The organism is Streptomyces klenkii, assembly GCF_003626645.1.
Lineage (GTDB): Bacteria > Actinomycetota > Actinomycetes > Streptomycetales > Streptomycetaceae > Streptomyces > Streptomyces klenkii.
The window spans coordinates 794,331-813,637 of record NZ_RBAM01000001.1 but is presented as its reverse complement, the minus strand read 5'-3'; the positions used below and the strand labels follow the sequence as shown (position 1 = coordinate 813,637).

Sequence of the window (19,307 nt, the reverse complement as noted above, 5' to 3'; positions counted from 1 at the left end):
CAACGCCCTCGCCATGCACACACATCTACAGAGCCGGTGTCGCGCCAAGCCCCCATCCTCTGGCTGGCGTTGCTCGCCACGCCGGTCGCCGCAGCCAACAACGCGACCGTGCTGATCCTCGGTGACATGAGCACCTCGCTCGGTGTCGCCACGACCACCGCGTCCCGGCTGGTCACCGTGTTCGCCCTGTCCCTCGCCGTGGCGACACCGTTGATGGCGACGCTGCTGCGCAGACGCGGTAGCCGCACCGCACTGCTCCTGAGCGCCGCCCTCGTGGTGGCGGGCACCGTGGTGGTGGTCGCCTCGCCGTGGCTGCCGCTCATCCTGGCCGGACGGGTCGCGCAGGCGGCGGGCGGCGCGGGCATGATGACGGTCGCGATGAACCTGGCCGGCACCACCCGCCGGATGGGAGTGATCAGCGCCGGTTCCGGCATCCTCGGCGCGGTGGGACCGCTGCTCGGTCAGCGCCTCGCCGACGCGGTCTCCTGGCGGGCCTCGCTGGCCCTGCTCCTGGTCACGCTCCTCGCCGTCCCCGCCGTGAGCCGGTACGCCGGACAGGCCTCACCCTCCGCCGAGGCTCGCTTCGACTCCCGCGGCGCGCTGCTCCTGGCCGTTCTCTCCGCCGGCCTGGTGCTGCTGCCGACCTACCCGCTGCCCGCCCTGACCTCGGCAGCCCTCGCCGGAATCTTCCTGGCCGTGCACGTCCGGCGCCGCCCGGAGGGCTACGTTCCCGCGGCCGCGCTGCGCTCCGGCCAGTTCCGCAGCGCGGCCCTGGTCGCCCTCCTCCTGTCCAGCACCTACTTCACCCTCCTCTTCGCGGTGCCCCGCCTGATCACCGACCGGGCCGGCTGGTCGACGAGCACGGTGGCGGTGGGCCAGTTGGTCGCCATGGTCACCGGATCGGCACTCACCCTCGTCTTCACCGCGCGGGCGGCACGCCTGGGCCGGGTCAGGGTGCGCGCCGTACTGTTCACGGCAGGACTGCCGGCCATTGCGGCCGCTGTATTCGCCCACAGCGCCCCGCTCCTGCTCCTCGCGATCGGCCTGGCCGCCTTCAGCGCCACCGCCGCCAACGGCACCCAGTCCATGGAAGCCGCGACTTCCGCCCCCGGCCACCAACGCCCCACCGTCATCGGTCTGTTCACACTCGCCTACCTGATGGGTGGGGCCCTCGGTCCGGCGCTGGCGACGACGCTGGTGCTCGGCTGACCCGGAATTCACGGGCGCGCCGCCGCCGTTGCGCTGTGCTTCTGGGGGATGAAAGCCGACGGACCGGTCCGGGGTGGTCAGGGAGCTGGTTCCAGGCCCCAGGCGACGGCTCGGCCCGCGGCGGCCACGCGGTTGGGGACGCCGAGCTTGGCGAGGATGTGCTCGATGTGGGTGGCAACAGTACGCGGGCTGACGTAGAGGCGGTCGGCGATCTCCCGGTTGGTCCGGCCCTGGGTGAGTTCCGCCAGCACCTCCAGCTCGCGCAGAGAGAGCGCCGCCGGGCGGGCCACCGCACGGCACACCACGAGCGTGCCCTCGCCCCGGCGGGTCAGGTGCAGCTCCAGCATTCGCTGCCGGTAGGGCACCAGCACCGTGGCCGGAAGCGTCCGCCGTGCGGCCGTGCGCCGCAGCAGGGCCGCGAGGGGGGAGCCGGGCTCGGTCAGACCGGGCAGCGGCACCCCGCTCACGGTCACAGCGGCTGCCCCGTCGCCCTCGTCGTCGGCGGCGGGCAGGAGCACGACGCAGGCGTGACCGGCATCGCCGGCGGGCCCGGTGGAGTGGTTTCCGGTGAGCGGGTCGGCGACGGCTGCCAGACACTCGGCCAGCAAGGTCATCACGGCCCGGACGGCCGGCTCGTCGCACCGTGCCCGTGTCGTACTGAGGTTGAGGATGCCCACGTACCGGCCGTCCGCGGAAAACAGGCACTGGGCCACCCCGTCCTTGACGCCCAGGGGTTCAAGGACGTCCTGGAACCCGGTGGAGGCGCCCCGGACCGGCGCGGGCACGTCGTGCCACCAGCTCGCGGCGGACGGCGCGTGCCGGATGAGCGCGAAGGCCGGATCGTCGTGCAGGTGTCTCTCGATGTAGCGGGTGGTGCCCGCCGGGTAGCTTGCGGCCAGCGTCACGTGGCGGTGCAGCAGCGGGTCCCAGCGGGACAGTGAGGCGTGGTCGTGGTCGATCACCGCGGACAGCTCCGTCAGGACGGCTTCCGCTCCGCTGCCCTCACCACGTACGGCGCGGCGAGCCGCCTCGCGTACGTTCACGGCGGCACTCAGGACATCCGCCGCACCCGGCTGCGCTACCGTGCCCGGCTGCCCTGCGGTCGCTGTGGTCATGAGTGTGGGCTCGGCTGTCATGCGCTCACCATGATCACCCGGCCGCCGGGAGGTCAAATGCCGGGACGCCGACCCCATCCGTATCCGTATCCGGAATTTGATCACCGACGCAGAACTCGGCCTCAGGTGTCCCGGACGGGGAGAACACCACGGCGTTGGACGCCCGGAGCCGGGGCTTGCGGCCCCCGCATCGCGTCAGCAGCGGGAAGCCGCCGCACGTTGCATATCGCAGCATCGGAACCAGTAGTCAGGGGGGAGATTCATCGGCAGTCGCCTCTAGGACTCCGGAAACCGAGCAGCCCGAAGAGCACTACCTCAGTTCGAGGAACATTTCGAGTCGTCAATAGCCTTCGTCGTCATGACGCGCGCTTGGATCTTCCCAGTACTGCTTGTGTTCTGCGGATCAGTCGTTGCGGCCGGCCTGATCCTGAGCGGGAGCCCCGGCGCAGCCGCGGCACTCCTGCTGGTGTTTGTGCTGCTCGCAGGAGTGCACTCGCCTCTGATCTTCCCGCGGTCGATCGGTGCGCTGGAGGCACAGCGCCGCAGCGCGGTCGATGGCCGACCGGTCGTCTTCTGGCGGCCGGGCTGCAAGTACTGCATACGACTGCGCATCCGGCTGGGCCATGGTGCCCGCCGGCTGCACTGGGTCGACATCTGGCGTGATCCGGCAGGAGCCGCAGCAGTGCAGGCAGCCAACGACGGCAACGAGACCGTGCCGACTGTCGTCGTGGCGGGCCGGCCACACACCAACCCCGATCCCGAATGGGTGCGCCAACAGGTTTCCCCTTCAGCCTGATCAGGAGGCGCTCACCATCGGAGAGACACCGGCAGGCCCGAGCCGGCGGCAGCGTCGTTCGCCGAGGAGTCGGTCAAGGAGAAAGGGGGAGGTAGAGACCCCTGGTCTCCGGGAGGCAGAATCTCCGCCGAACCCTGAATAACTCACATAATGCCGGACAGATCGGGTCAATTCGATCCAGCAGTCACTCATTTGGGTGATTCAGGATTCATGCCATTCTGCGCGGGGATGCCCTATCCGAGGGGTTTACGAACATTGCGTGTCGTACCAGCACCCCGAAGGGGTAAGAGGAGGCGTCTCCGATGTCGTACTCACGTAAGGGAACACTCAGGGCCGGACTGGCCGCCGGCGGGGCTCTCCTGCTCTTGGCCGCACTTCCCGCCTCGTCCTACGCGGCGAGCGGCGACTTCCAGTACTTGCGAGTGGACACCCACCAGAACGACGCGATCTCTGACCCGCCCAACGACTTGTGCCGGACGATCCCAGGCAATGCGATCAACGCGACCAACCGCACAACTGCCTTCGCTATCGTGTACAAGAACACAAATTGCACCCGCGCCAACAGGATCCAGGTCCTGGAGAAGAACGGAGGCATGTGGGACAGCGGCAGCACACTGGTGGTCGCTGAACGCGTGTGCTTCACCGCAGCGCGACCGACCCCGGCACAGTTGGCCTGTGAAAGCAGTTAGCGTTTCCGCAGGTCACGCAAGGTGAGCCGGCGGGCCTTTTGACGTGGAGCAATGGAGCCCGTCAATACAGGCAGCCATCCGTGATGGCTTGTACCGCAAGGAGTCCGTGACACCGCCGACAGGCCCGCCGCGCCGGCCGCCGACATGAGCAGAGTGCGGGTAGTCGGCGGTCGCGCTGTCGGCCCTCGCGTCGTGCTCGCGGCCAGTCCCTCTTGCCCGGCCGCATCGTCGATGGCTTCGATCCGTCGGGAAGTTCCTCCTGGATGGCGCCCAGGTGCTCCGGCTGGAGCCTGACCAGGAGATCCGCGCCGTTCGTGGTGAAGGCGGAGACGAACTCGACTCCCCAGAAGCCGCGGTCGGCGACGACCAGGTCGCCGGGGCCGGCAGAGCCGGCAGGGGTAGGCGAGGGCGCGCTCGCCGACCACGCTCCCGGCGTGTCCGGGCCTGCCGGCGGCCCCGCGACCTGCCTAAACAAGGTCTCCAGCACGCCTTCGCCGAGCCGCGCCCCGGGCCGGGAGCAGACGGCGCCGCTGCTCGGCACAGCCGTTCCCGGCTATCGCCGCGTCGACCAGCTCAGGCGTGACACCTTCGTCAGGACCCCGATCCGCGCCCGTTGCCCAGCGCTCCCCCTTCACACACCGAGCAACGGCCCTCGAAGATCAAAAGCAACTGCATTGGGCAGGGCCGGCCCGAGGGCGGTGACCACCGTGATCGTCAGAACGGCAGAGCAAGGTCCGCGGCTTCGGCCTGCTCCTTTGCCGCCGGCACAGCAGCAGGCCAGGGCAAAGAACCATCGAACGTGCGGCGGCGTCCCCGTCGGGCCGGACCACTGCTCCTCACCGGCACCGACGAGCGATTAGTACGATCTACACCACAGTACCGGGTCGACCTGTCACTCCGTGTTATCCTTAGGCGTTTGGACGGCTGTAACGGTCGGCGGACCCGTCCCTTTCAGGTTCCTCTTCTTCGTCAGCTGCTCATTCCTGCCGGGCCTTCCTCGGTACGTCCCCCATGCGGAAGGCTCTTCATGAACCACCCGGACCACCCCGGCACCTCGTACGGCGACCCCGCCCGGTCTGTGGCTCTCTCTTCGGCGGTCGCCCCGGTCGCCTCCTTCGCCGACCTGGAACTGCCGAGCGCGGTGCTGCGCACACTCACCGAGCGCGGCCTGAGCGAGCCCTTCCCGATCCAGGCAGCCACGCTGCCCAGCGCCCTCGCGGGAAGCGACGTCCTGGGGCGTGGGCGTACCGGATCGGGCAAGACGCTCGCCTTCGGCCTCCCCCTGCTCGCCCGGACGGCCGGGCGGCGCGCGGAGCCGAAGCAGCCCCTCGCCCTGGTCCTGGTGCCCACCCGGGAGCTGGCCATCCAGGTCACCGAGTCGCTCGCGCCGTACGCCGACGCGCTCCGGCTGCGGATGGCCACGGTCGTCGGCGGTATGTCGATCGGTCGGCAGGCCGCCGCGCTGCGCGACGGGGCCGAGGTCGTCATCGCTACCCCCGGCCGGCTGCACGACCTCATTGAGCGCAAGGCCTGCCGGCTCGAACGGGTACGGATCACCGTCCTCGACGAGGCCGACCAGATGTGCGACATGGGCTTCTTGCCGCAAGTCACCCAGGTGCTCGACCAGGTGCACCACGACGGCCAGCGGATGCTGTTCTCGGCCACCTTGGACCGTGACGTCGACCAGTTGGTCCGCCGCTACCTCCACGACCCCGTCGTCCACTCAGTCGACCCGTCCGCGGGCGCGGTCACCACGATGAACCACCATGTGCTGGTCGTCCACGGCCCCGACCGGTACGCCGTCACCACGGAGATCGCCGCCCGCGACGGCCGCGTCCTGCTGTTCCTGGACACCAAGCACGCCGTCGACCAGCTCACCCGGCATCTGCGGGCCAGCGGTGTGCACGCCGCGGCCCTGCACAGCGGCAAATCCCAGCCGCAGCGCACACGGACCCTCGCGCAGTTCAAGAACGGCGCGATCACCGTCCTGGTGGCAACGAATGTCGCGGCCCGTGGTCTGCACGTCGACGACCTCGACCTCGTGGTCAATGTCGACCCGCCCACCGACCCCAAGGATTATGTGCACCGCGCGGGCCGCACCGCCCGGGCCGGTCAGTCCGGCAGCGTCGTCACGCTGGTGCTGCCGGGCCAGCGCCGCGACATGAGCCGGCTGATGACCGAGGCAGGCATCGAGCCGCTGATCACCAAGGTGCGCTCGGGCGAGGCGGAGCTGAGCCGGATCACCGGGGCCAAGGCCCCCTCCGGCACCCCGCTCGACGGCAAGCCCGCGGCGGCGGGGGCCAAGAACACGAATGCCCCCTTCCGCGGTCTGGGCACGAGCAAGGACGCCACCCGCCGCACCGGCGGCAAGTCCCGCAAGGCCACCGAGGCCCGCAAGCTCGCCGAAGCGCGCCAAGCGGCCCGGATACGCCGCGGCAGCTGAGAACCACCGCCCTCGCAACCGGAACGTTCCAGATCACATGGCCGGCGGCCTCGGGCCTGCCCGAGGCTCTCCTGTGCGCACGCACGCCTACGAGATGAGCGGCCCGTGTGACACCCGGCCGCGAGCGGGTACTGCCGAGTCCCGAGCGGGGGCGAAGGCGGTACGCCTGCTTCTCCCCCACCGGCCCTGCCCAGCGACAGCATGCCGGGCCGAGGCCAGGCGGCAGCTCGCGCACAGCCGGCGTCACCGCTTCGTGCGCCGTGCCGAATCGGTCGGGGTATTCGCTGAGGCGCCCGCGCGCGGGATCGTGGTCGGACGGACACCTCGGACGGGCCCGTCAGGTGCACGAATGGTGCTGCCCGGTGGATTGTCGTCCAGGGCCGTCCCGTCGTGCCACGCCCGGGAGGTCCTCGGCCTCGGCGCGTCCGGGGCCGGGTTCGGTGCCAACGCCGACGGGCGCATCGAGATCATCGCCAGGATCTCCGCCGGCCCGTTGAACGGCCGCTACCAGCTCGTGCCCAGCGGCAACTGGTCACCGTGAGCACCGGTCGGCGGCCCACCCTTGGCGTGAGTCCGCTCGGGCCCTACGGGTTTCACAGGGATTTCATCGGCCACTGCCACTGTCGTCCAGCGAACTCGGCCGACCGACCGCGCACCGCATCGGTCGGCAGACGCGTAGGCCCACTACATGGGGAGAATCGAATGCGAAGAGGAAGGATCGCGGCCACGTTGGCCGCTCTTCTGCTGACATCCGGGCTTTCACTGGCGCAGGGGGCCACAGCGCAGGCGGCAACGGCGCGGGTGGCAACAGCTCCGTGCGAGGGCACGTACACGATTGTTGTCGGGGGCACGTGGAGCAGGTGGAACAACGACCGTTTCACCGGCAACATCCAGCAGCACGTTGGGTACATGAGCGATGTCCCCACCGGCCTGGGCGTCCGGTCGGGCGTGAACGAGCTGAACCGGCTGGTCCGAGACCAACGTGCCGCGTGCCCGGGACAGCACGTCAAGATGGGCGGGTACTCCTTGGGCGCCGCGGTGGTGCACGTCTGGATCAGCGAGAACTGGAGGACGTTCGACAACGTCAACGCCATTCTCCTCGCGGACCCCAAGCGTCAGGGCGGGCCCGGCACCAACGGCAGCACCACGCCTTGGGGCCCCCTCATCGGCTACCCGCTCGCAGGCGCTGACCGGAACTTCGGCAACGTGCCGGTCAAGTCGATCTGCTACTGGGACTACATCTGCGACGAGTCCGCCGGCATCGGGACCTACCCGAAGAACCACAACGACAACTACTGGCCGGACTTCAACATGGATCACCACAACGACGACGCCAACGAGCAGTGGTACAACGGCGCCTGGTATCCCTGGTAACCGAGGGAAGGCTCGTGGTGGTGACGCGGCAGGGCCCCTTGTCGCCGACGTGGTGATTCCACTCGCCGCACCGGCTCCAAGGGGCTCTGTTGGTTGCCACTGGTCAGGCGAGGCGTCGCTGCCGCAACGGCCGTATCCGGTGGTGGAAGCGGGTCGGCATCATTGACCGGAGCCTGACAGACAATTGACTGTCCGTGCCCGAGCCGCTGATTCCCGGAACGTGTGGCCCTGACCGGACCACGGAAACCGGCGACGTAACGAGGGAGGCGGCAGCCCCGGCGCGCCGGCCTGGAGTTCTACCAGGGGACGGTCTCGCCGTGGCGGTCCAAGAACTGCAGGCCGGGGGCGCCTGTCTGTGCTTCGAGGACGTCGACGACGGCCGGGATGCTCTCCTGGGGGATGAGTGGCGCGTCGGGTCCGCCGAGCTGAGTCTGATTGTGGCCGGGGTCGATGAGCAGCTTGGTCTGTCCGTCGTCGGCATGGCGGGTGGAGTAGCTGCGCATCAGCTGGTTGAGCGCGGCCTTGCTGGCCTTGTAGAGCTCATAACCGCCTTCGGTGTTCCGCGAGATGCTGCCCTGGTCGGAGGACATGACCGCGACGGTACCGCCGGGCGCGACGAGTCCGCGGAGGGCCTCGAGGGCGCGCAGCGGGCTCAACGCGTTGGTGGTCATCACCTCGGCGAACATGTCGGTCGAGACCTCGTGGATCGGCAGATTCCCTCGGTCGATCGCAGCGTTGACGAAGAGCAGGTCGAGTCGGCAGCCTTCCTGCCGCTCCAGCCGCTCGCGCAGCGCGGCCAGTTGTTCGGGGCTTGTCATCTCCAGCGATTCGACCGTCAGCCGGCCGTTCCAGGCATCGGCGCTCGCTTGCAGTTCGCCGCCGCTCCGGCGCGTCGTGGCGATGACTCGCCAGCCGCGTCGAGCCAACTCGTTGGCGAGGACGAGGCCTAAGCCTCGGGAGGCTCCGATGATGAGGGCCGCACGGTCAGGCTTGGACGTGGTGGACATGCGCACTCCTTCGCAGTGGAGCATTTAGACTAGACGCGCCGTTGCGTCTAGACAACACCATAGAGCTGCCGACGGGACAGGTATGGTGTCTCGCATGCCCGCAGCCAGTCCTCAGCCCCGCAGGCCGCGCTCCGGCAGCCGGCGCGACGAAACCGCACGACTCGCAGTGCTTCACGCCGCAGACGACCTGCTCGCCGAGCACGGCTTCGGCGCTTTGACCGTCGAGGCCATCGCGCGCCGTGCCGGCGTCGCCAAGCAGACGATCTACCGCTGGTGGCCTTCAAAGGTCGAGATTCTCCTCGACACGCTCATCGAAGACAGCGACAAACACCTTCCCGTGCCGACGGAGAAGCCCACGGCAGAGAGCATCCGTGGCTACCTCCGCGGCTTCGAGCGGTTCCTCACCAGCAACCCGGCCGGCAAAGTCCTGCTCGCGCTCATCGCCGAGGCGCAGCACGATCCCGACACGGCCAAGAGCTTCCACAAGCGCTATCTCGGTCCGCGACGTGAACAAGAACGGGAAATGTTCGCGCGCGGAACCGACGCCGGCGAGGTCTCGCCCAGGATCGGCCCTGACGCCACGATCGACGCCCTCATCGGCCCGATCGTCTACTGCGCCCTGACGGGGTCGAGCATTCCCAGTGGTCTCGTGGACACCCTTGTCGAGGACCTGCTCAGGCCCCGTTCAAACTGAGTGTCCGCTCAGGCCAGGACGGGACCCAAGGCCGTTTCAAATCGTGCGTGACGCTACGAAGTTGCAGGTCACGACGGTCTGACTGCCGTGCCGGGCGCCGCGGACCCGGCCATGACTCGTCGGACAGGCCCTGGCGCACTGACCCACTCCGCCGCCGAGGCTCGGCGAAACGGCGCCGGGCGAGGGCGAGTCCTGACTACGGTTTGGACGGGCCGGTGGCCTCCCAGGCCGCCTCGATCATCCGGAAGATCTCGTCCACCGCGGCCTCCGGGTCGGCCGCCTCACGAGCCACCGAATAGGCGTCGATCACGAACCTTGCGATCGTCCGGCAGGCCGTTGTCGTCTGCGACAGGTCAGGATCGGCGGCGATAGCCATTGCCAGCGACTCCGCATGACGCAGCCTCATCGACTCCTCGTACTCCCGCAGGGCAGGCGATTCGTCGATCATGCGCCAGATCGGGGCGGCGCCGTCCGCCGTGCAATGTCGTACCAGGGCCTGGATCTCGCGGCGCAGCTCAGGGAGGAACGGCTCGTGCGGTGCCCGTCCGGTGACCGCCTGCGTGAGGCGTTGCTCGAAGTTGTCGTCCTGCTCGAACACCAGGGCCTCTTTCGAGGCGAAGTGGGAGAAGAGCGTGGTGACGGCCACGTCGGCTTCGGCGGCCACGTCGCGGATGCCCACCGCGTCGTACCCGCGTTCCAGGAAGAGCCGCAGGGCGGCATCAGCGATCTTCTGGCGGGTCGCGGCTTTCTTGCGCTCACGGCGTCCGGACGGCACGGTCATGCCCTGACACTACCAGTTACAAAGGCGCAACCGTTGCGAAACGCTAACGGTTAGCGTTACGGTCGGCCGCATGAAGAGAGTGAGCTTCGCCGAGTTCGGCGGTCCGGACGTTCTGCAACTCGTGGATGCCGAGGAGCCCCACGCGGGCCCCGGCCAGATACGCATCGCCGTGCGGGCGGCGGGCGTGAACCCGGTCGACTGGAGGATCCGTGAAGGCCAGATCCTCAAGGCCCATCCCATCGAGTTGCCCTCCGGAGTCGGGCTCGACGCCTCCGGGGTGGTGGACGAGGTCGGCGAGGGGGTCGAAGGGGTCGAGGTCGGCGACCACGTGTTCGGGGAAGGGGCGAGCACCTATGCCGAGTTCGCCGTGCTGTCGGCCTGGGCCCGTATGCCCGAGCAGCTGACGTTCGAAGAGGCCGCCGGGTACCCCTCCGTGGTGGAGACCGCGCTGCGCATCATCCGCGAGGTCGGTGTGCGGTCCGGGCAGACGCTGCTGGTCAGCGGCGCGTCCGGCGGAGTCGGATCGGCGGTGTTGCAGATCGCCCGCGACCGCGGCATCACAGTGATCGGTACGGCCGGGGCCGCGAACCAGGACTATCTACGGAGCCTGGGTGCCCTCGCCACGACGTACGGCGAGGGCTGGGTCGAGCGGGTACGGCAGTTCGGCCACGTCGACGCAGCCCTCGATCTGGCCGGCTCGGGCGTGATCCGCGAGCTCGTCGAGCTGACCGGGGATCCGCAGAAGGTGGTCTCCATCGCCGATCTCGGTGCGCCGGAGCTCGGCGTCCGGTTCTCCGGCGTGGCCGGGAGCGTGCCGGAAGCGCTCGCCGAGGCCGTCGGCCTCATCTCGCGGGGAAAGCTCCACATCCCGGTCGAGAAGTCGTACACGCTCGCCGAGGCCGCGGAGGCACACATCGACAGCCAGGCCGGTCACACGCGCGGCCGCCGGGTCCTGGTCGTCTGAAAGGCGACTGAGCGCGTCCTCAATCAAGCAGAATTTGTGGGTCGATCGCAGTCAGCCCAGGGCTCGCCGACCTCGCCGCCGGTCGGCTGACCAGCCGGCCGGCGGCGAGGTCGGCTCAACTCCCGGGCGATGAGCATGCGGGAACGATTCGTGACCTCAACGCCCTCCACCGCCGCGTCCGAAGCCCGTACCGAGTGCGTCCCTGACGCGCGGCCGCAGCCACAGTCGCAGCCGCAGTAGCCGAAGCCCTGCCGCGCGGCGAGGGAGTAGCAGTGGGGTCGCCAGCAGGAGTACGCCGGCGAGGCCGATGGCCGTGCGCGGGCCGAGCAGGACGCCCAGCACGCCCCAGACGGCCGTCAGGAAAGCCGTCGAGGCCTTGGTCGTCACCGCCCAGGCGGACAGCGTGCGGGCGACCCGATCGGTCGCGGTGCGCTCAAGGCGGTAGGTGGCGTAGACGGGGTTGAAGACCGCGCAGCAGAAGATGAGCCCGAGCTCGACTCCCATCACCAGCAGCAGCCCTCCGGTTCCCGGGCCCAGGAAAGCCAGGCCGACGGGCCAGATCGCGCGTAGGGTCCCGGCCACGACCAGGACCTGGTGCTGCCCGAACCGGGTGACGAGCGGCCGGGCCAGCCGCGCACCGAGCAGCCCGCCGATCGAGGGCGCGGCGAAGGCGAGGCCGTACTGCCAGGGCGCGAACCCGAGCCGGCCGAGCATCAGGACGGCCAGTAGCGGCTCGGCGGCCATCACCAGGCCGTTGAACAAGGCGGTGTTGAAGAACAGCGGACGCAGCGTCGCGTCGGCGAGGATGTACCGCCAGCCGTCGAGCAGGTCCCCGGCCCGCATGCGCGGGGCCTGCCGGCGATCGGGCCGCGGCTCGCGCCCGCCCGTCGCGCGGATGCCCAGGGCCGAGAGCAGGTAGCTGAGCGCGTCGGCCACCACCGTCGCCACCGGACCGAGGAGGCCGATCGCCATGCCGCCCAGCGGCGGTCCGATGATCGTGGTCGTCCAGGCCGTGGACTCGAATCGGGCATTGGCGACGAGCAGGTCCTCGGCCGGCAGCAGCGTCTTCAGGTACGCGCCGGAGGCGGCGCGGAAGGTGATGTCGGCCGCCGCGACGACGACCGAGACCAGCAGGAGCTGGAGAAAGGTGAGCACGCCGAGCGCGAACGCGGCGGGGATCGTCAGCAGCGCCGCGAACCGCACCAGGTCCGTCGCGATCAGCACCGGCCGCTTGCGGCGGAACTCCACCCACGGGCCGAGCGGCACCGCCACGGCCGCGCCCACCGCAGCCCCTACGGAGGAGAGCGCGGCGACCTCGGCCGGGCCGGCGTGCAGCACCTGGATGGCGATCAGCGGGAACGCGCCGAAGGCGAGCCACGTGCCGAGCGCGCTGGCCCCGTACGCTCCCCAGAGCCACCCGAACTGCCGCCCCAGCCGATGCCCGAGCAGGGGGCTGAGCAGCTGTCCGAACAAAGGGCCGAGTAGATGCCCCCGCCGGTACCGGCCCTGCCGGTGCCGGCCCCGCCCACGCTGTCCCCGCCAGCGCTGTCCCCACCAGTGCCCGCTCTTCATGCCCGCCGCCCCTCGCCACTCCCCCGCACAACCGATCCGCGATCAGGAGCATCAAAGCGAGCACCGTAACCAGCGATCAAACAACCGCAGAGGCGTCAGCCACAACCAATGGTTGTACCCCTAGGGTGTCCGCATGGACCTCGATACCGTCCGGACATTCGTCGCCGCCGCCGACGCGGGGCAGTTCCGGGAGGCCGCCGCCGAGCTGGCGGTCACCCAGCAGGCCGTCTCCAAGCGCATCGGCGCGCTGGAGCGCAACCTCGGCGTACGGCTGTTCACCCGCACGCCGCGCGGCGCCGAGCTCACCATCGACGGGCAGGCGTTCCTGCCCCACGCGCGCGAGCTGCTGCGCGTCGCCGAGCGCGCGGTCGCGTCCGTACGTACCGGCCGCCGTCCCTTGCGCGTCGACATCATCGCCTCGCGCGGCGCCGCGTCGGGCCTGATGCGGGGCTTCCACCAGGCGCACCCCGAGATCGACCTCGACGTGCTGATGCTGCTCGACATCGAGACGGCCGTCACCGCCATCCGCTCCGGTGAGATCGACGCCTCCTTCCGCGCCGTCGCCGCGCCCGGCCGGCCCCTCCCCGAGGACATCGAATCCGTCCGGGTGCTCGACGAGCCGCTCCAGCTCCTCACCGGCCCCGGCCACGCGCTGGCGGGCGCCAGGTCGGTGACCATCGCCCAGCTCGCCGGGCACCGGATCTGGATGCCCGGCATCATCCCCGGTACCGAGTGGGCCGCGTATTACGACGACCTCGTCGCCGAGTTCGGCCTCACCATCGAGGCGACCGGCCCCAACTTCGGCTCCGACGCACTCCTCGACACCGTCGCCGACACCCCGGCCCTGGCCACCTTCATGGGCGAGCACACCCGCCTCGTCTGGCCCTCCGGGCACGGCCTGCGCCGCATCCCGGTGACCGACCCGACGCCCGTCTACCCGCACTCGCTCCTCTGGCACCGCGACAACCCCCACCCGGCGCTGGCCACCCTCCGCGCCCACCTCGCCGCCACAGCGGCCGGGCACGACGCCGCCGGGACCTGGGTGCCCGGCTGGGTGATTCGGCACTGAAAGCCGCCGCGTCTGCGATCAACCGAGCGCTCCTGCCCACTCCACCCTCACCCCGAGGTCGGCCGACCAGGTGTGCGAGAGTTGGCGCATGATCAACAACACATCAGCACCCGACGAGCCGCGCTGCGCCGCCCTCGGCCCCGACAACCGCATGGACGACTTCGGATGGCCCAAGTGCAGCCTGCCTGCGGGCCACACCGGGCCCCACCGCGATTCGGCCCGCGAATTGAGCTGGGTCGGGGAGGACTGACTCTTCCCCGCGCCCGGTAGGCGGCGGCGGGTTCGGCCCGGGCCGGCAGCAGGTGGCCCATGACCGGGTAACCGTCCTCCAGCAGGCATCCTGTTCCTTTCATATGAGGAGGCATGGAAACCTGTGGAATTCCGGCTGCTTGGAACGGTGGCGATCGGCACTGAGAACGGCGACGTCCCGCTCGGCCCCGCCAAACGGCGCAGTCTGCTCGCCGCGTTGTTGCTGAGGCCCAACTACTCGCTCTCGGTCGAACAGCTGACGGCTGCTCTGTGGGACTACGAGCCTCCGCTGCATGCCCGCGGGGTCATCCAGGGCCATGTGTCGAAGCTGCGGACCCTGCTGACGGCCGCCGGCGCCGAGACGTTCGGGGTCGAGCTGATCACCCGGAGCGCGGGCTACGTCCTGCGGATGCCGGAGACGCTGCTGGACGCGTACCGCTTCGAGGAGCTCGTAACCCTGGCCCGGGAGCAGCGCGCCCCGGCCGACGCGGTGGCGATGTATCAGGAGGCGCTGTCGTTGTGGCAGGGGCCCGCGCTGGCCGACGCGTATCCGAGTCCGCCGCTCCAGGCCGCCGCGCACGCGCTGGAGGAGCTCCGGCTGGCTTCTGTGGAGCAGCTGGCCTGCGGGTACGCGCGGTTGGGTGAGCACGCCCGGGCCGCCGCCGTGCTCCGCGCGGAGGCCGTCGCCCATCCGCTGCGCGAATCGCTGTCCGTCGCCCTCATGGAGGCGCTCCGGAGGGCGGGCCGTCGCTCGGAGGCGCTCGACTGGTTCCATCGCACTCGGCGGTTGCTCGCCGACGAGCTGGGTGTGGACCCGGGCCGGGAGCTTGCGGACGCCTATGCCGTGGCCCTGTGCGGCGGGGAAGGCAGGGAAGGAGACATGACGGCGGAGGCCACCGCAGGGGACATGACGAAAGCCGCCGCCACAGTTCAGGCATCGGGCCCGGTCACCACGACTCAGGCCTCTCCCCCGGCCACATCGATGCAGGCCCCGTCTCCTGCTCCCGTACCGGCCGCCGTTCCCCACACCAGTGGGCCCGATCTGCTGCCGCGCGCGCCGCGCGGTTTCCATGGGCGGGTGGCGGAGCTCGCCGCCCTGTCGCGGGCTGCCGCGGGCGAGGCGCCCGTCTGCCTGGTGACCGGGCCCGCCGGGGTCGGGAAGACGGCGCTGGTGCTGCACTGGGCACACCACGGCCGTGCCGGTTTCCCCGACGGGTTGCTCTACGCCGACCTGCGCGGCTTCGGCGATACGGGCGAGCCGGCCCTCATCGAGGTGCTGCGCGAGTTCCTGCTTGCGCTCGGGGTCTCGCTGCACCGGATACCGGAGTCGGCGAACGGCGCGGCCGCGCTGTTCCGGTCGTTCGCCGCCGACCGTCAGCTCCTCGTGGTGCTCGACAACGCGCGTGACTCCGAGCAGGTCAGGCCGCTTCTGCCGGGCGGTCTCCGCTGCGTCACCGTCGTCACCAGCAGACACCGGCTGCCGGGGCTGATCGTCACCGACGCCGCCCGGCCCGTTCCCGTGGACGTGCTCGGCCCGGAGGACAGCACGGCGCTCCTGGCCGGGGTGCTCGGTACGGAACGGGTGCTCGCGGAGCCGGTGGCCGCGCGGCAGCTGGCCGAGCTGTGCGGCGGGCTGCCGCTGGCGCTCCGGGTTGCCGCCGCCAGGCTGGCGCAGCGGCCGGCCTGGTCGCTGGGGGCGATGACCGCCGAGCTGTCCGACGAGACGCGTCGGCTGAGCCTGCTGGACGTGGAGGACACCGGCGTACGAGCAGCGCTGCGCCTGACCCTGCAACAGCTCCCTGGGCATGTTTCCCATCAGTTCGCCCATCTCGGCCGGCACCCCGGCACGCACGTCGACCGGTACACGGCGGCTGCCCTTGCGGGCACCGACCCGGCCGCCGCCGAGAGCGCCCTGGAGCGGTTGGCCGTCGCGCACCTGGTCACGGAGACGGCTCCGGGCCGCTGGACGCTGCACGATCTCGTACGACTCTACGCGCGTGGCCTGGACGCCGGGCCCGATGCGCTCAAGCGGGTACTCGACCTCTACATCGCCACGGCCATCGCGGCCATGGCGGCGGCCGAACCCGGCAACGAGGACTGTTTCCCGCTGCCGGCGGATTTCCTACCGCCCGCCGCCGTACGGGAGTTCGGCGACCGGTCCGCCGCCGTGGCCTGGTACGCGGCCGAGCGGGACGACCTCACGCTGGCGGTGGCCGCGGCGCGTACCGCCGGGCTGCACGACAGGACCTGGCGGATCGTCCTGACGCTGTGGCCGCTGATCGTGTGGCGCGTGCGGGACGGCTGGGTACCGCTCCTGGAGACCGGGCTGGAGGCGGCCCGGGCCGTCGCCGATCAGCACGGCGAGTCGCGGGTGCTGAACGTGCTCGGCTGGGTGCTGATCGAGGAAGGGCGCATCGCGGAGGCGCTCACTCACCTGAGCATCGCTTCCGCGCTCGCCTCCCGGGCGGGCGACCCGTGCGCCGAGGCGAACGCGCTGATCGTCCTGGCCATGGCCCAAGCGGCGCTCGGCGGCCCGGACGAGGCCGCGCGAAGCTGCGAGCGGGCGGTGGAGCTGGCGCGCAAGGCCGACGACCGGACCACCGAGCGACTGGCCCTGCAACACCTCGCCCGGCATCAGGTCGACGCCGGGCAGTGGCGCTCGGCCCTCGACACGGCGACCGAGGCCCTCGCCGCCGGCGATCGATCGGGCACGGCCGACGTGCCCCGGATGCTGTTGCTCATGGTGAAGGGAGAGGCGCTGCTGGGGCTCGGGGACGAGGCCGAGGGCATCCGGCAGCTCGACCTGGCGGCGCGGGAGGCGGAGTCGTCCGGCTACGAGGACGGTGAGGTACGGGCGCTCGCAGCGCTGCTGCGGGTGTCGGCGGATGAGGGGTTCCGGGCGCGGTACGACGCGGCGCTGGGGAGGCTTACGGCTCGGCCGTGAGCGTGCGTTGGCGGGGTGGCGGGGTGGTGGGACTGTGAGACGCGCGTGAACGGCGGCGGCGGCCCGCCGGACGTGAGTGGGACATCAGCCGGACGTGAGCGGTACATCAGCCGGCCCGGCAAGGATGAGCACATCGCGGGAACGTACCGCGAGATCCACGTCTTTACCCGGGGAGCCCCCATGCGTACTTCTCGCATCCGTACCATCACAGCGGCCGCCGCGGCAGCCACCGCCACGCTCGCCCTGACCCTGACCCTGACCGCCGCCGGTGGCTCCACGGCAGCCACCGGCGGCAACGGCGGCACGGATGGGGCGACGCCCCGCGCGATGGTCCACCGGACGGCCCCGCCTCATGGGGGCTCCCCCACCGTCAAGCCCACTTCCAAGACCACTTCCAAGCCGGACTTCAGCACCCGCTTTCACGCACTGAAGGCCATCACCGGCAAGGCAGCCGCCGCGGACGTCCGCGCGTGCGACGGCCAGGAGATGTCCTACTCCGTGTTGCACCGCTTCCCGAAGCAGAACGGGGAGCACCTGCTCATCACCGCGAAGAACACCGACTCCAAGCCGTGCTGGGTCACGTCGTACCCGTCCGTCATGCTCGGCGACAGCGTGAACGTCCTCCCCCACTCGGACAAGGACGCCCCGGGCGGCAACACCCGTATCACGGTCCAGCCCGGCGGAAAGGTCTACTCGGCCGTGGCCCTCTTCTCCGGCAACGTGAACACCCACACCTCGGAGGAGTTCTCCGTCGCCATGCGCGACCAGACGGGCGACACCGGTCCGGCGGTCGAGCAGACCTCCTTCGGCAGCGACGGCACGCCGTCGAAGTTCACCTGGACCGAGGCGAGCGTTCTCAACTGGAACACCGCCAAGCCCTACGACTTCTGAGCTACCCGGCGAAGGGGACAGTTTCGGGCCGACGGCACACTGCCGTCGGCCCGAAACTGTGTGGTCGTGACGGGTCACAGGAACGCCGTTTCCATATGACTCAGACTGGTTCGGGTTGCAGTTCCAGTTGCCGCGCCGGTGTGGGCTTCGGCTCCCACATTCTGGTGGTCCGTACGTAGCCGAAGAGCACTGAAAGCATCGCCAGAATGAGAAGTGGTCCGAACACCCACGGATGCCTGGCCATTTCCATCGGGAGATAGCGGTATGAGAGCAGGAGCGCGGTGAAGACCACTGTGCCGTAGGCGACCAGCTGGGTTCCCGACCGGTCCCAGCCGCGGTCGAGCGAGCGCAGAGCTGCTTCGATCGTGAGCGAGAACACCACGCCGGCAACGAGATCCGCGCCGTAGTGGTAGCCGAAGCCCAGCGTTGCGCTGAGCGTGGCAATCAGCCAGAAGGCGCCCGCGAATCGCAGAATTCGTGGGCCCTTGCGGGAATGAATGAAGATCGCGGTGGCCCAGGCCGTGTGCAGGCTGGGCATGCAGTTCCGCGGGGTGATCCCGTCGTACGGCACCGGGTGCGGGAGGCCGATCGACGGCAGCGTGTCCGGCCATACGTTGGCCACTGCCCATTCCACGCCACCGGTACCGGATGCGCCCGGGCCGTAGGCGAAGACCGGGCCGACGACCGGGAAGATCATGTAGATGGCCGGCCCGAGGAGGCCGATCACCAGGAACGTGCGCACCAGGTGATGGCTCGGGAAGCGGCGCTCGGCCACCACGTTGCGCAGCTGGTACAGCGCGACGACGACCGCGGCCACCGCGAGCTGAGCGTAGACCCCGTCGAGGATATGGGTGCCGATCGGGCCGGTGGCCTCAAGGATCCGGCCTGCCAGCCACGACGGGTTGCCCAGTGCGTGATCGGCGGTTGCGACGTACTGGTCGAGCACCGTCGGGCGCGTCTTCGACGTGATGAGCAGCCAGGTGTCACCGGTCTTGCGGCCGGCCACCAGCAGCAGGCCCAGCCCGACGCCCTTCAGTAGCAGGACACGTTCCTTGCCGGTGCGGCGCGTGACGGCGATGACCGCGTAGCCCAGCATCACCCACAACGCGCCGTTGCCGAAGAAGTGGCCGTCGGGCGTCTTGGCGCCGATCGCCCAGCGCACCAGCACGAAAACGACATCGATGCCGATCGCGACACCGGCCGCGATGAACCGTTGCCGCCAGGTGAGCACCACCATCATCAACGCCAGACCGCCGTACAGCGGTCCCGGCTTGGGGGCGAATATCACCTCCCGCACCTGGTTGGTGATCGGTCCCGGTACACCGGCGTAGTGACGCGCGGCGATCTCCAGCGCGATGAGGAATCCGAGGGCCACCACACCCAGCGTTGCCCACAGCATCGTCCGTGGCTGACCCTGCGCGGCGCACTTTATTCTGCTGATTCTGCTGTCTATTCGCGAAAACACCCGCGATGCTCTGGATATCAATGTTTGGCCGTTTTGTTAGGTATT

General features: G+C 70.1%; 17 protein-coding genes. 12 read left to right on the top strand and 5 right to left on the bottom strand.

Annotation, left to right across the window (positions count from 1 at the left end; translation table 11 throughout):
• Nucleotides 1-36 precede the first annotated feature (36 nt).
• Complete coding sequence (locus D7231_RS02810; protein ID WP_241999532.1) at nucleotides 37-1,209, top strand: MFS transporter; 1,173 nt, start codon at nucleotides 37-39, stop codon at nucleotides 1,207-1,209.
• Nucleotides 1,210-1,286: 77 nt separating this feature from the next.
• On the opposite strand, the gene D7231_RS02805 is transcribed toward D7231_RS02810, so the two are convergent.
• Nucleotides 1,287-2,252, bottom strand: a complete 966-nt coding sequence (locus tag D7231_RS02805; protein WP_158673707.1) for a helix-turn-helix transcriptional regulator — start codon at nucleotides 2,250-2,252, stop codon at nucleotides 1,287-1,289.
• Nucleotides 2,253-2,682: 430 nt separating this feature from the next.
• Here D7231_RS02805 and D7231_RS02795 point away from each other — a divergent pair, with 430 nt between their 5' ends.
• The 5 genes from D7231_RS02795 to D7231_RS02770 all read left to right on the top strand — a co-directional run bounded on the left by D7231_RS02795 (nucleotide 2,683) and on the right by D7231_RS02770 (nucleotide 7,626).
• On the top strand, nucleotides 2,683-3,120 hold the full coding sequence (locus D7231_RS02795) for a glutaredoxin domain-containing protein (RefSeq protein ID WP_120753263.1): 438 nt from the start codon (nucleotides 2,683-2,685) through the stop codon (nucleotides 3,118-3,120).
• Between the two features lie 302 nt (nucleotides 3,121-3,422).
• Nucleotides 3,423-3,809, top strand: coding sequence for a hypothetical protein (locus D7231_RS36120; RefSeq protein WP_147449673.1), 387 nt, complete (start codon nucleotides 3,423-3,425; stop codon nucleotides 3,807-3,809).
• A gap of 1,027 nt (nucleotides 3,810-4,836) precedes the next feature.
• A complete protein-coding gene (locus D7231_RS02780; RefSeq protein ID WP_120753260.1) occupies nucleotides 4,837-6,252 on the top strand; it encodes a DEAD/DEAH box helicase in 1,416 nt (471 codons plus the stop codon).
• Nucleotides 6,253-6,601: 349 nt separating this feature from the next.
• Complete coding sequence (locus tag D7231_RS02775; protein WP_120753259.1) at nucleotides 6,602-6,793, top strand: hypothetical protein; 192 nt, start codon at nucleotides 6,602-6,604, stop codon at nucleotides 6,791-6,793.
• 161 nt (nucleotides 6,794-6,954) lie between these two features.
• On the top strand, nucleotides 6,955-7,626 hold the full coding sequence (locus D7231_RS02770; RefSeq protein ID WP_120753258.1) for a cutinase family protein: 672 nt from the start codon (nucleotides 6,955-6,957) through the stop codon (nucleotides 7,624-7,626).
• Between the two features lie 296 nt (nucleotides 7,627-7,922).
• Here the strand turns inward: D7231_RS02770 and D7231_RS02765 are convergent, their stop codons facing one another.
• Entirely contained in the window at nucleotides 7,923-8,633 is a 711-nt protein-coding gene (locus tag D7231_RS02765) for an SDR family NAD(P)-dependent oxidoreductase (protein WP_120753257.1), read from the bottom strand.
• Between the two features lie 94 nt (nucleotides 8,634-8,727).
• Here D7231_RS02765 and D7231_RS02760 point away from each other — a divergent pair, with 94 nt between their 5' ends.
• The gene (locus D7231_RS02760) at nucleotides 8,728-9,327 is read left to right on the top strand and encodes a TetR/AcrR family transcriptional regulator (protein ID WP_120753256.1); all 600 of its coding nucleotides are present in this window, start codon (nucleotides 8,728-8,730) and stop codon (nucleotides 9,325-9,327) included.
• Between the two features lie 196 nt (nucleotides 9,328-9,523).
• On the opposite strand, the gene D7231_RS02755 is transcribed toward D7231_RS02760, so the two are convergent.
• The gene (locus tag D7231_RS02755) at nucleotides 9,524-10,108 is read right to left on the bottom strand and encodes a TetR/AcrR family transcriptional regulator (protein ID WP_120753255.1); all 585 of its coding nucleotides are present in this window, start codon (nucleotides 10,106-10,108) and stop codon (nucleotides 9,524-9,526) included.
• A gap of 70 nt (nucleotides 10,109-10,178) precedes the next feature.
• On the opposite strand from D7231_RS02755, the gene D7231_RS02750 reads away from it, so the two are divergent.
• Nucleotides 10,179-11,072, top strand: coding sequence for an NADP-dependent oxidoreductase (locus tag D7231_RS02750; protein WP_120753254.1), 894 nt, complete (start codon nucleotides 10,179-10,181; stop codon nucleotides 11,070-11,072).
• A gap of 156 nt (nucleotides 11,073-11,228) precedes the next feature.
• On the opposite strand, the gene D7231_RS02745 is transcribed toward D7231_RS02750, so the two are convergent.
• Nucleotides 11,229-12,521, bottom strand: coding sequence for an MFS transporter (locus D7231_RS02745; RefSeq protein WP_241999550.1), 1,293 nt, complete (start codon nucleotides 12,519-12,521; stop codon nucleotides 11,229-11,231).
• A gap of 256 nt (nucleotides 12,522-12,777) precedes the next feature.
• Here D7231_RS02745 and D7231_RS02740 point away from each other — a divergent pair, with 256 nt between their 5' ends.
• The 4 genes from D7231_RS02740 to D7231_RS02730 all read left to right on the top strand — a co-directional run bounded on the left by D7231_RS02740 (nucleotide 12,778) and on the right by D7231_RS02730 (nucleotide 17,797).
• Nucleotides 12,778-13,713, top strand: coding sequence for a LysR family transcriptional regulator (locus tag D7231_RS02740; RefSeq protein WP_120753252.1), 936 nt, complete (start codon nucleotides 12,778-12,780; stop codon nucleotides 13,711-13,713).
• Between the two features lie 88 nt (nucleotides 13,714-13,801).
• Nucleotides 13,802-13,963 carry a hypothetical protein gene (locus D7231_RS36405; RefSeq protein WP_158673706.1) on the top strand — a complete coding sequence of 54 codons (162 nt, stop codon included), beginning with the start codon at nucleotides 13,802-13,804 and terminating at the stop codon, nucleotides 13,961-13,963.
• Nucleotides 13,964-14,086: 123 nt separating this feature from the next.
• Complete coding sequence (locus D7231_RS02735; RefSeq protein WP_120753251.1) at nucleotides 14,087-16,906, top strand: AfsR/SARP family transcriptional regulator; 2,820 nt, start codon at nucleotides 14,087-14,089, stop codon at nucleotides 16,904-16,906.
• Between the two features lie 180 nt (nucleotides 16,907-17,086).
• Nucleotides 17,087-17,797, top strand: coding sequence for a DUF4232 domain-containing protein (locus D7231_RS02730; protein ID WP_120753250.1), 711 nt, complete (start codon nucleotides 17,087-17,089; stop codon nucleotides 17,795-17,797).
• A gap of 100 nt (nucleotides 17,798-17,897) precedes the next feature.
• On the opposite strand, the gene D7231_RS02725 is transcribed toward D7231_RS02730, so the two are convergent.
• On the bottom strand, nucleotides 17,898-19,196 hold the full coding sequence (locus D7231_RS02725; protein WP_120753249.1) for a phosphatase PAP2 family protein: 1,299 nt from the start codon (nucleotides 19,194-19,196) through the stop codon (nucleotides 17,898-17,900).
• Nucleotides 19,197-19,307 lie beyond the last annotated feature (111 nt).

What these genes read in the sequence shown, in the direction of transcription:
- D7231_RS02795 (WP_120753263.1), top strand. Translation starts at nt 2,683, where the DNA reads ATGACGCGCGCTTGGATCTTCCCAGTACTGCTTGTGTTCTGCGGATCA.
- D7231_RS36120 (WP_147449673.1), top strand. Translation starts at nt 3,423, where the DNA reads ATGTCGTACTCACGTAAGGGAACACTCAGGGCCGGACTGGCCGCCGGC.
- D7231_RS02780 (WP_120753260.1), top strand. Translation starts at nt 4,837, where the DNA reads ATGAACCACCCGGACCACCCCGGCACCTCGTACGGCGACCCCGCCCGG.
- D7231_RS02775 (WP_120753259.1), top strand. Translation starts at nt 6,602, where the DNA reads ATGGTGCTGCCCGGTGGATTGTCGTCCAGGGCCGTCCCGTCGTGCCAC.
- D7231_RS02770 (WP_120753258.1), top strand. Translation starts at nt 6,955, where the DNA reads ATGCGAAGAGGAAGGATCGCGGCCACGTTGGCCGCTCTTCTGCTGACA.
- D7231_RS02765 (WP_120753257.1), bottom strand. Translation starts at nt 8,633, where the DNA reads ATGTCCACCACGTCCAAGCCTGACCGTGCGGCCCTCATCATCGGAGCC.
- D7231_RS02760 (WP_120753256.1), top strand. Translation starts at nt 8,728, where the DNA reads ATGCCCGCAGCCAGTCCTCAGCCCCGCAGGCCGCGCTCCGGCAGCCGG.
- D7231_RS02755 (WP_120753255.1), bottom strand. Translation starts at nt 10,108, where the DNA reads ATGACCGTGCCGTCCGGACGCCGTGAGCGCAAGAAAGCCGCGACCCGC.
- D7231_RS02750 (WP_120753254.1), top strand. Translation starts at nt 10,179, where the DNA reads ATGAAGAGAGTGAGCTTCGCCGAGTTCGGCGGTCCGGACGTTCTGCAA.
- D7231_RS02740 (WP_120753252.1), top strand. Translation starts at nt 12,778, where the DNA reads ATGGACCTCGATACCGTCCGGACATTCGTCGCCGCCGCCGACGCGGGG.
- D7231_RS36405 (WP_158673706.1), top strand. Translation starts at nt 13,802, where the DNA reads ATGATCAACAACACATCAGCACCCGACGAGCCGCGCTGCGCCGCCCTC.
- D7231_RS02730 (WP_120753250.1), top strand. Translation starts at nt 17,087, where the DNA reads ATGCGTACTTCTCGCATCCGTACCATCACAGCGGCCGCCGCGGCAGCC.
- D7231_RS02725 (WP_120753249.1), bottom strand. Translation starts at nt 19,196, where the DNA reads ATGCTGTGGGCAACGCTGGGTGTGGTGGCCCTCGGATTCCTCATCGCG.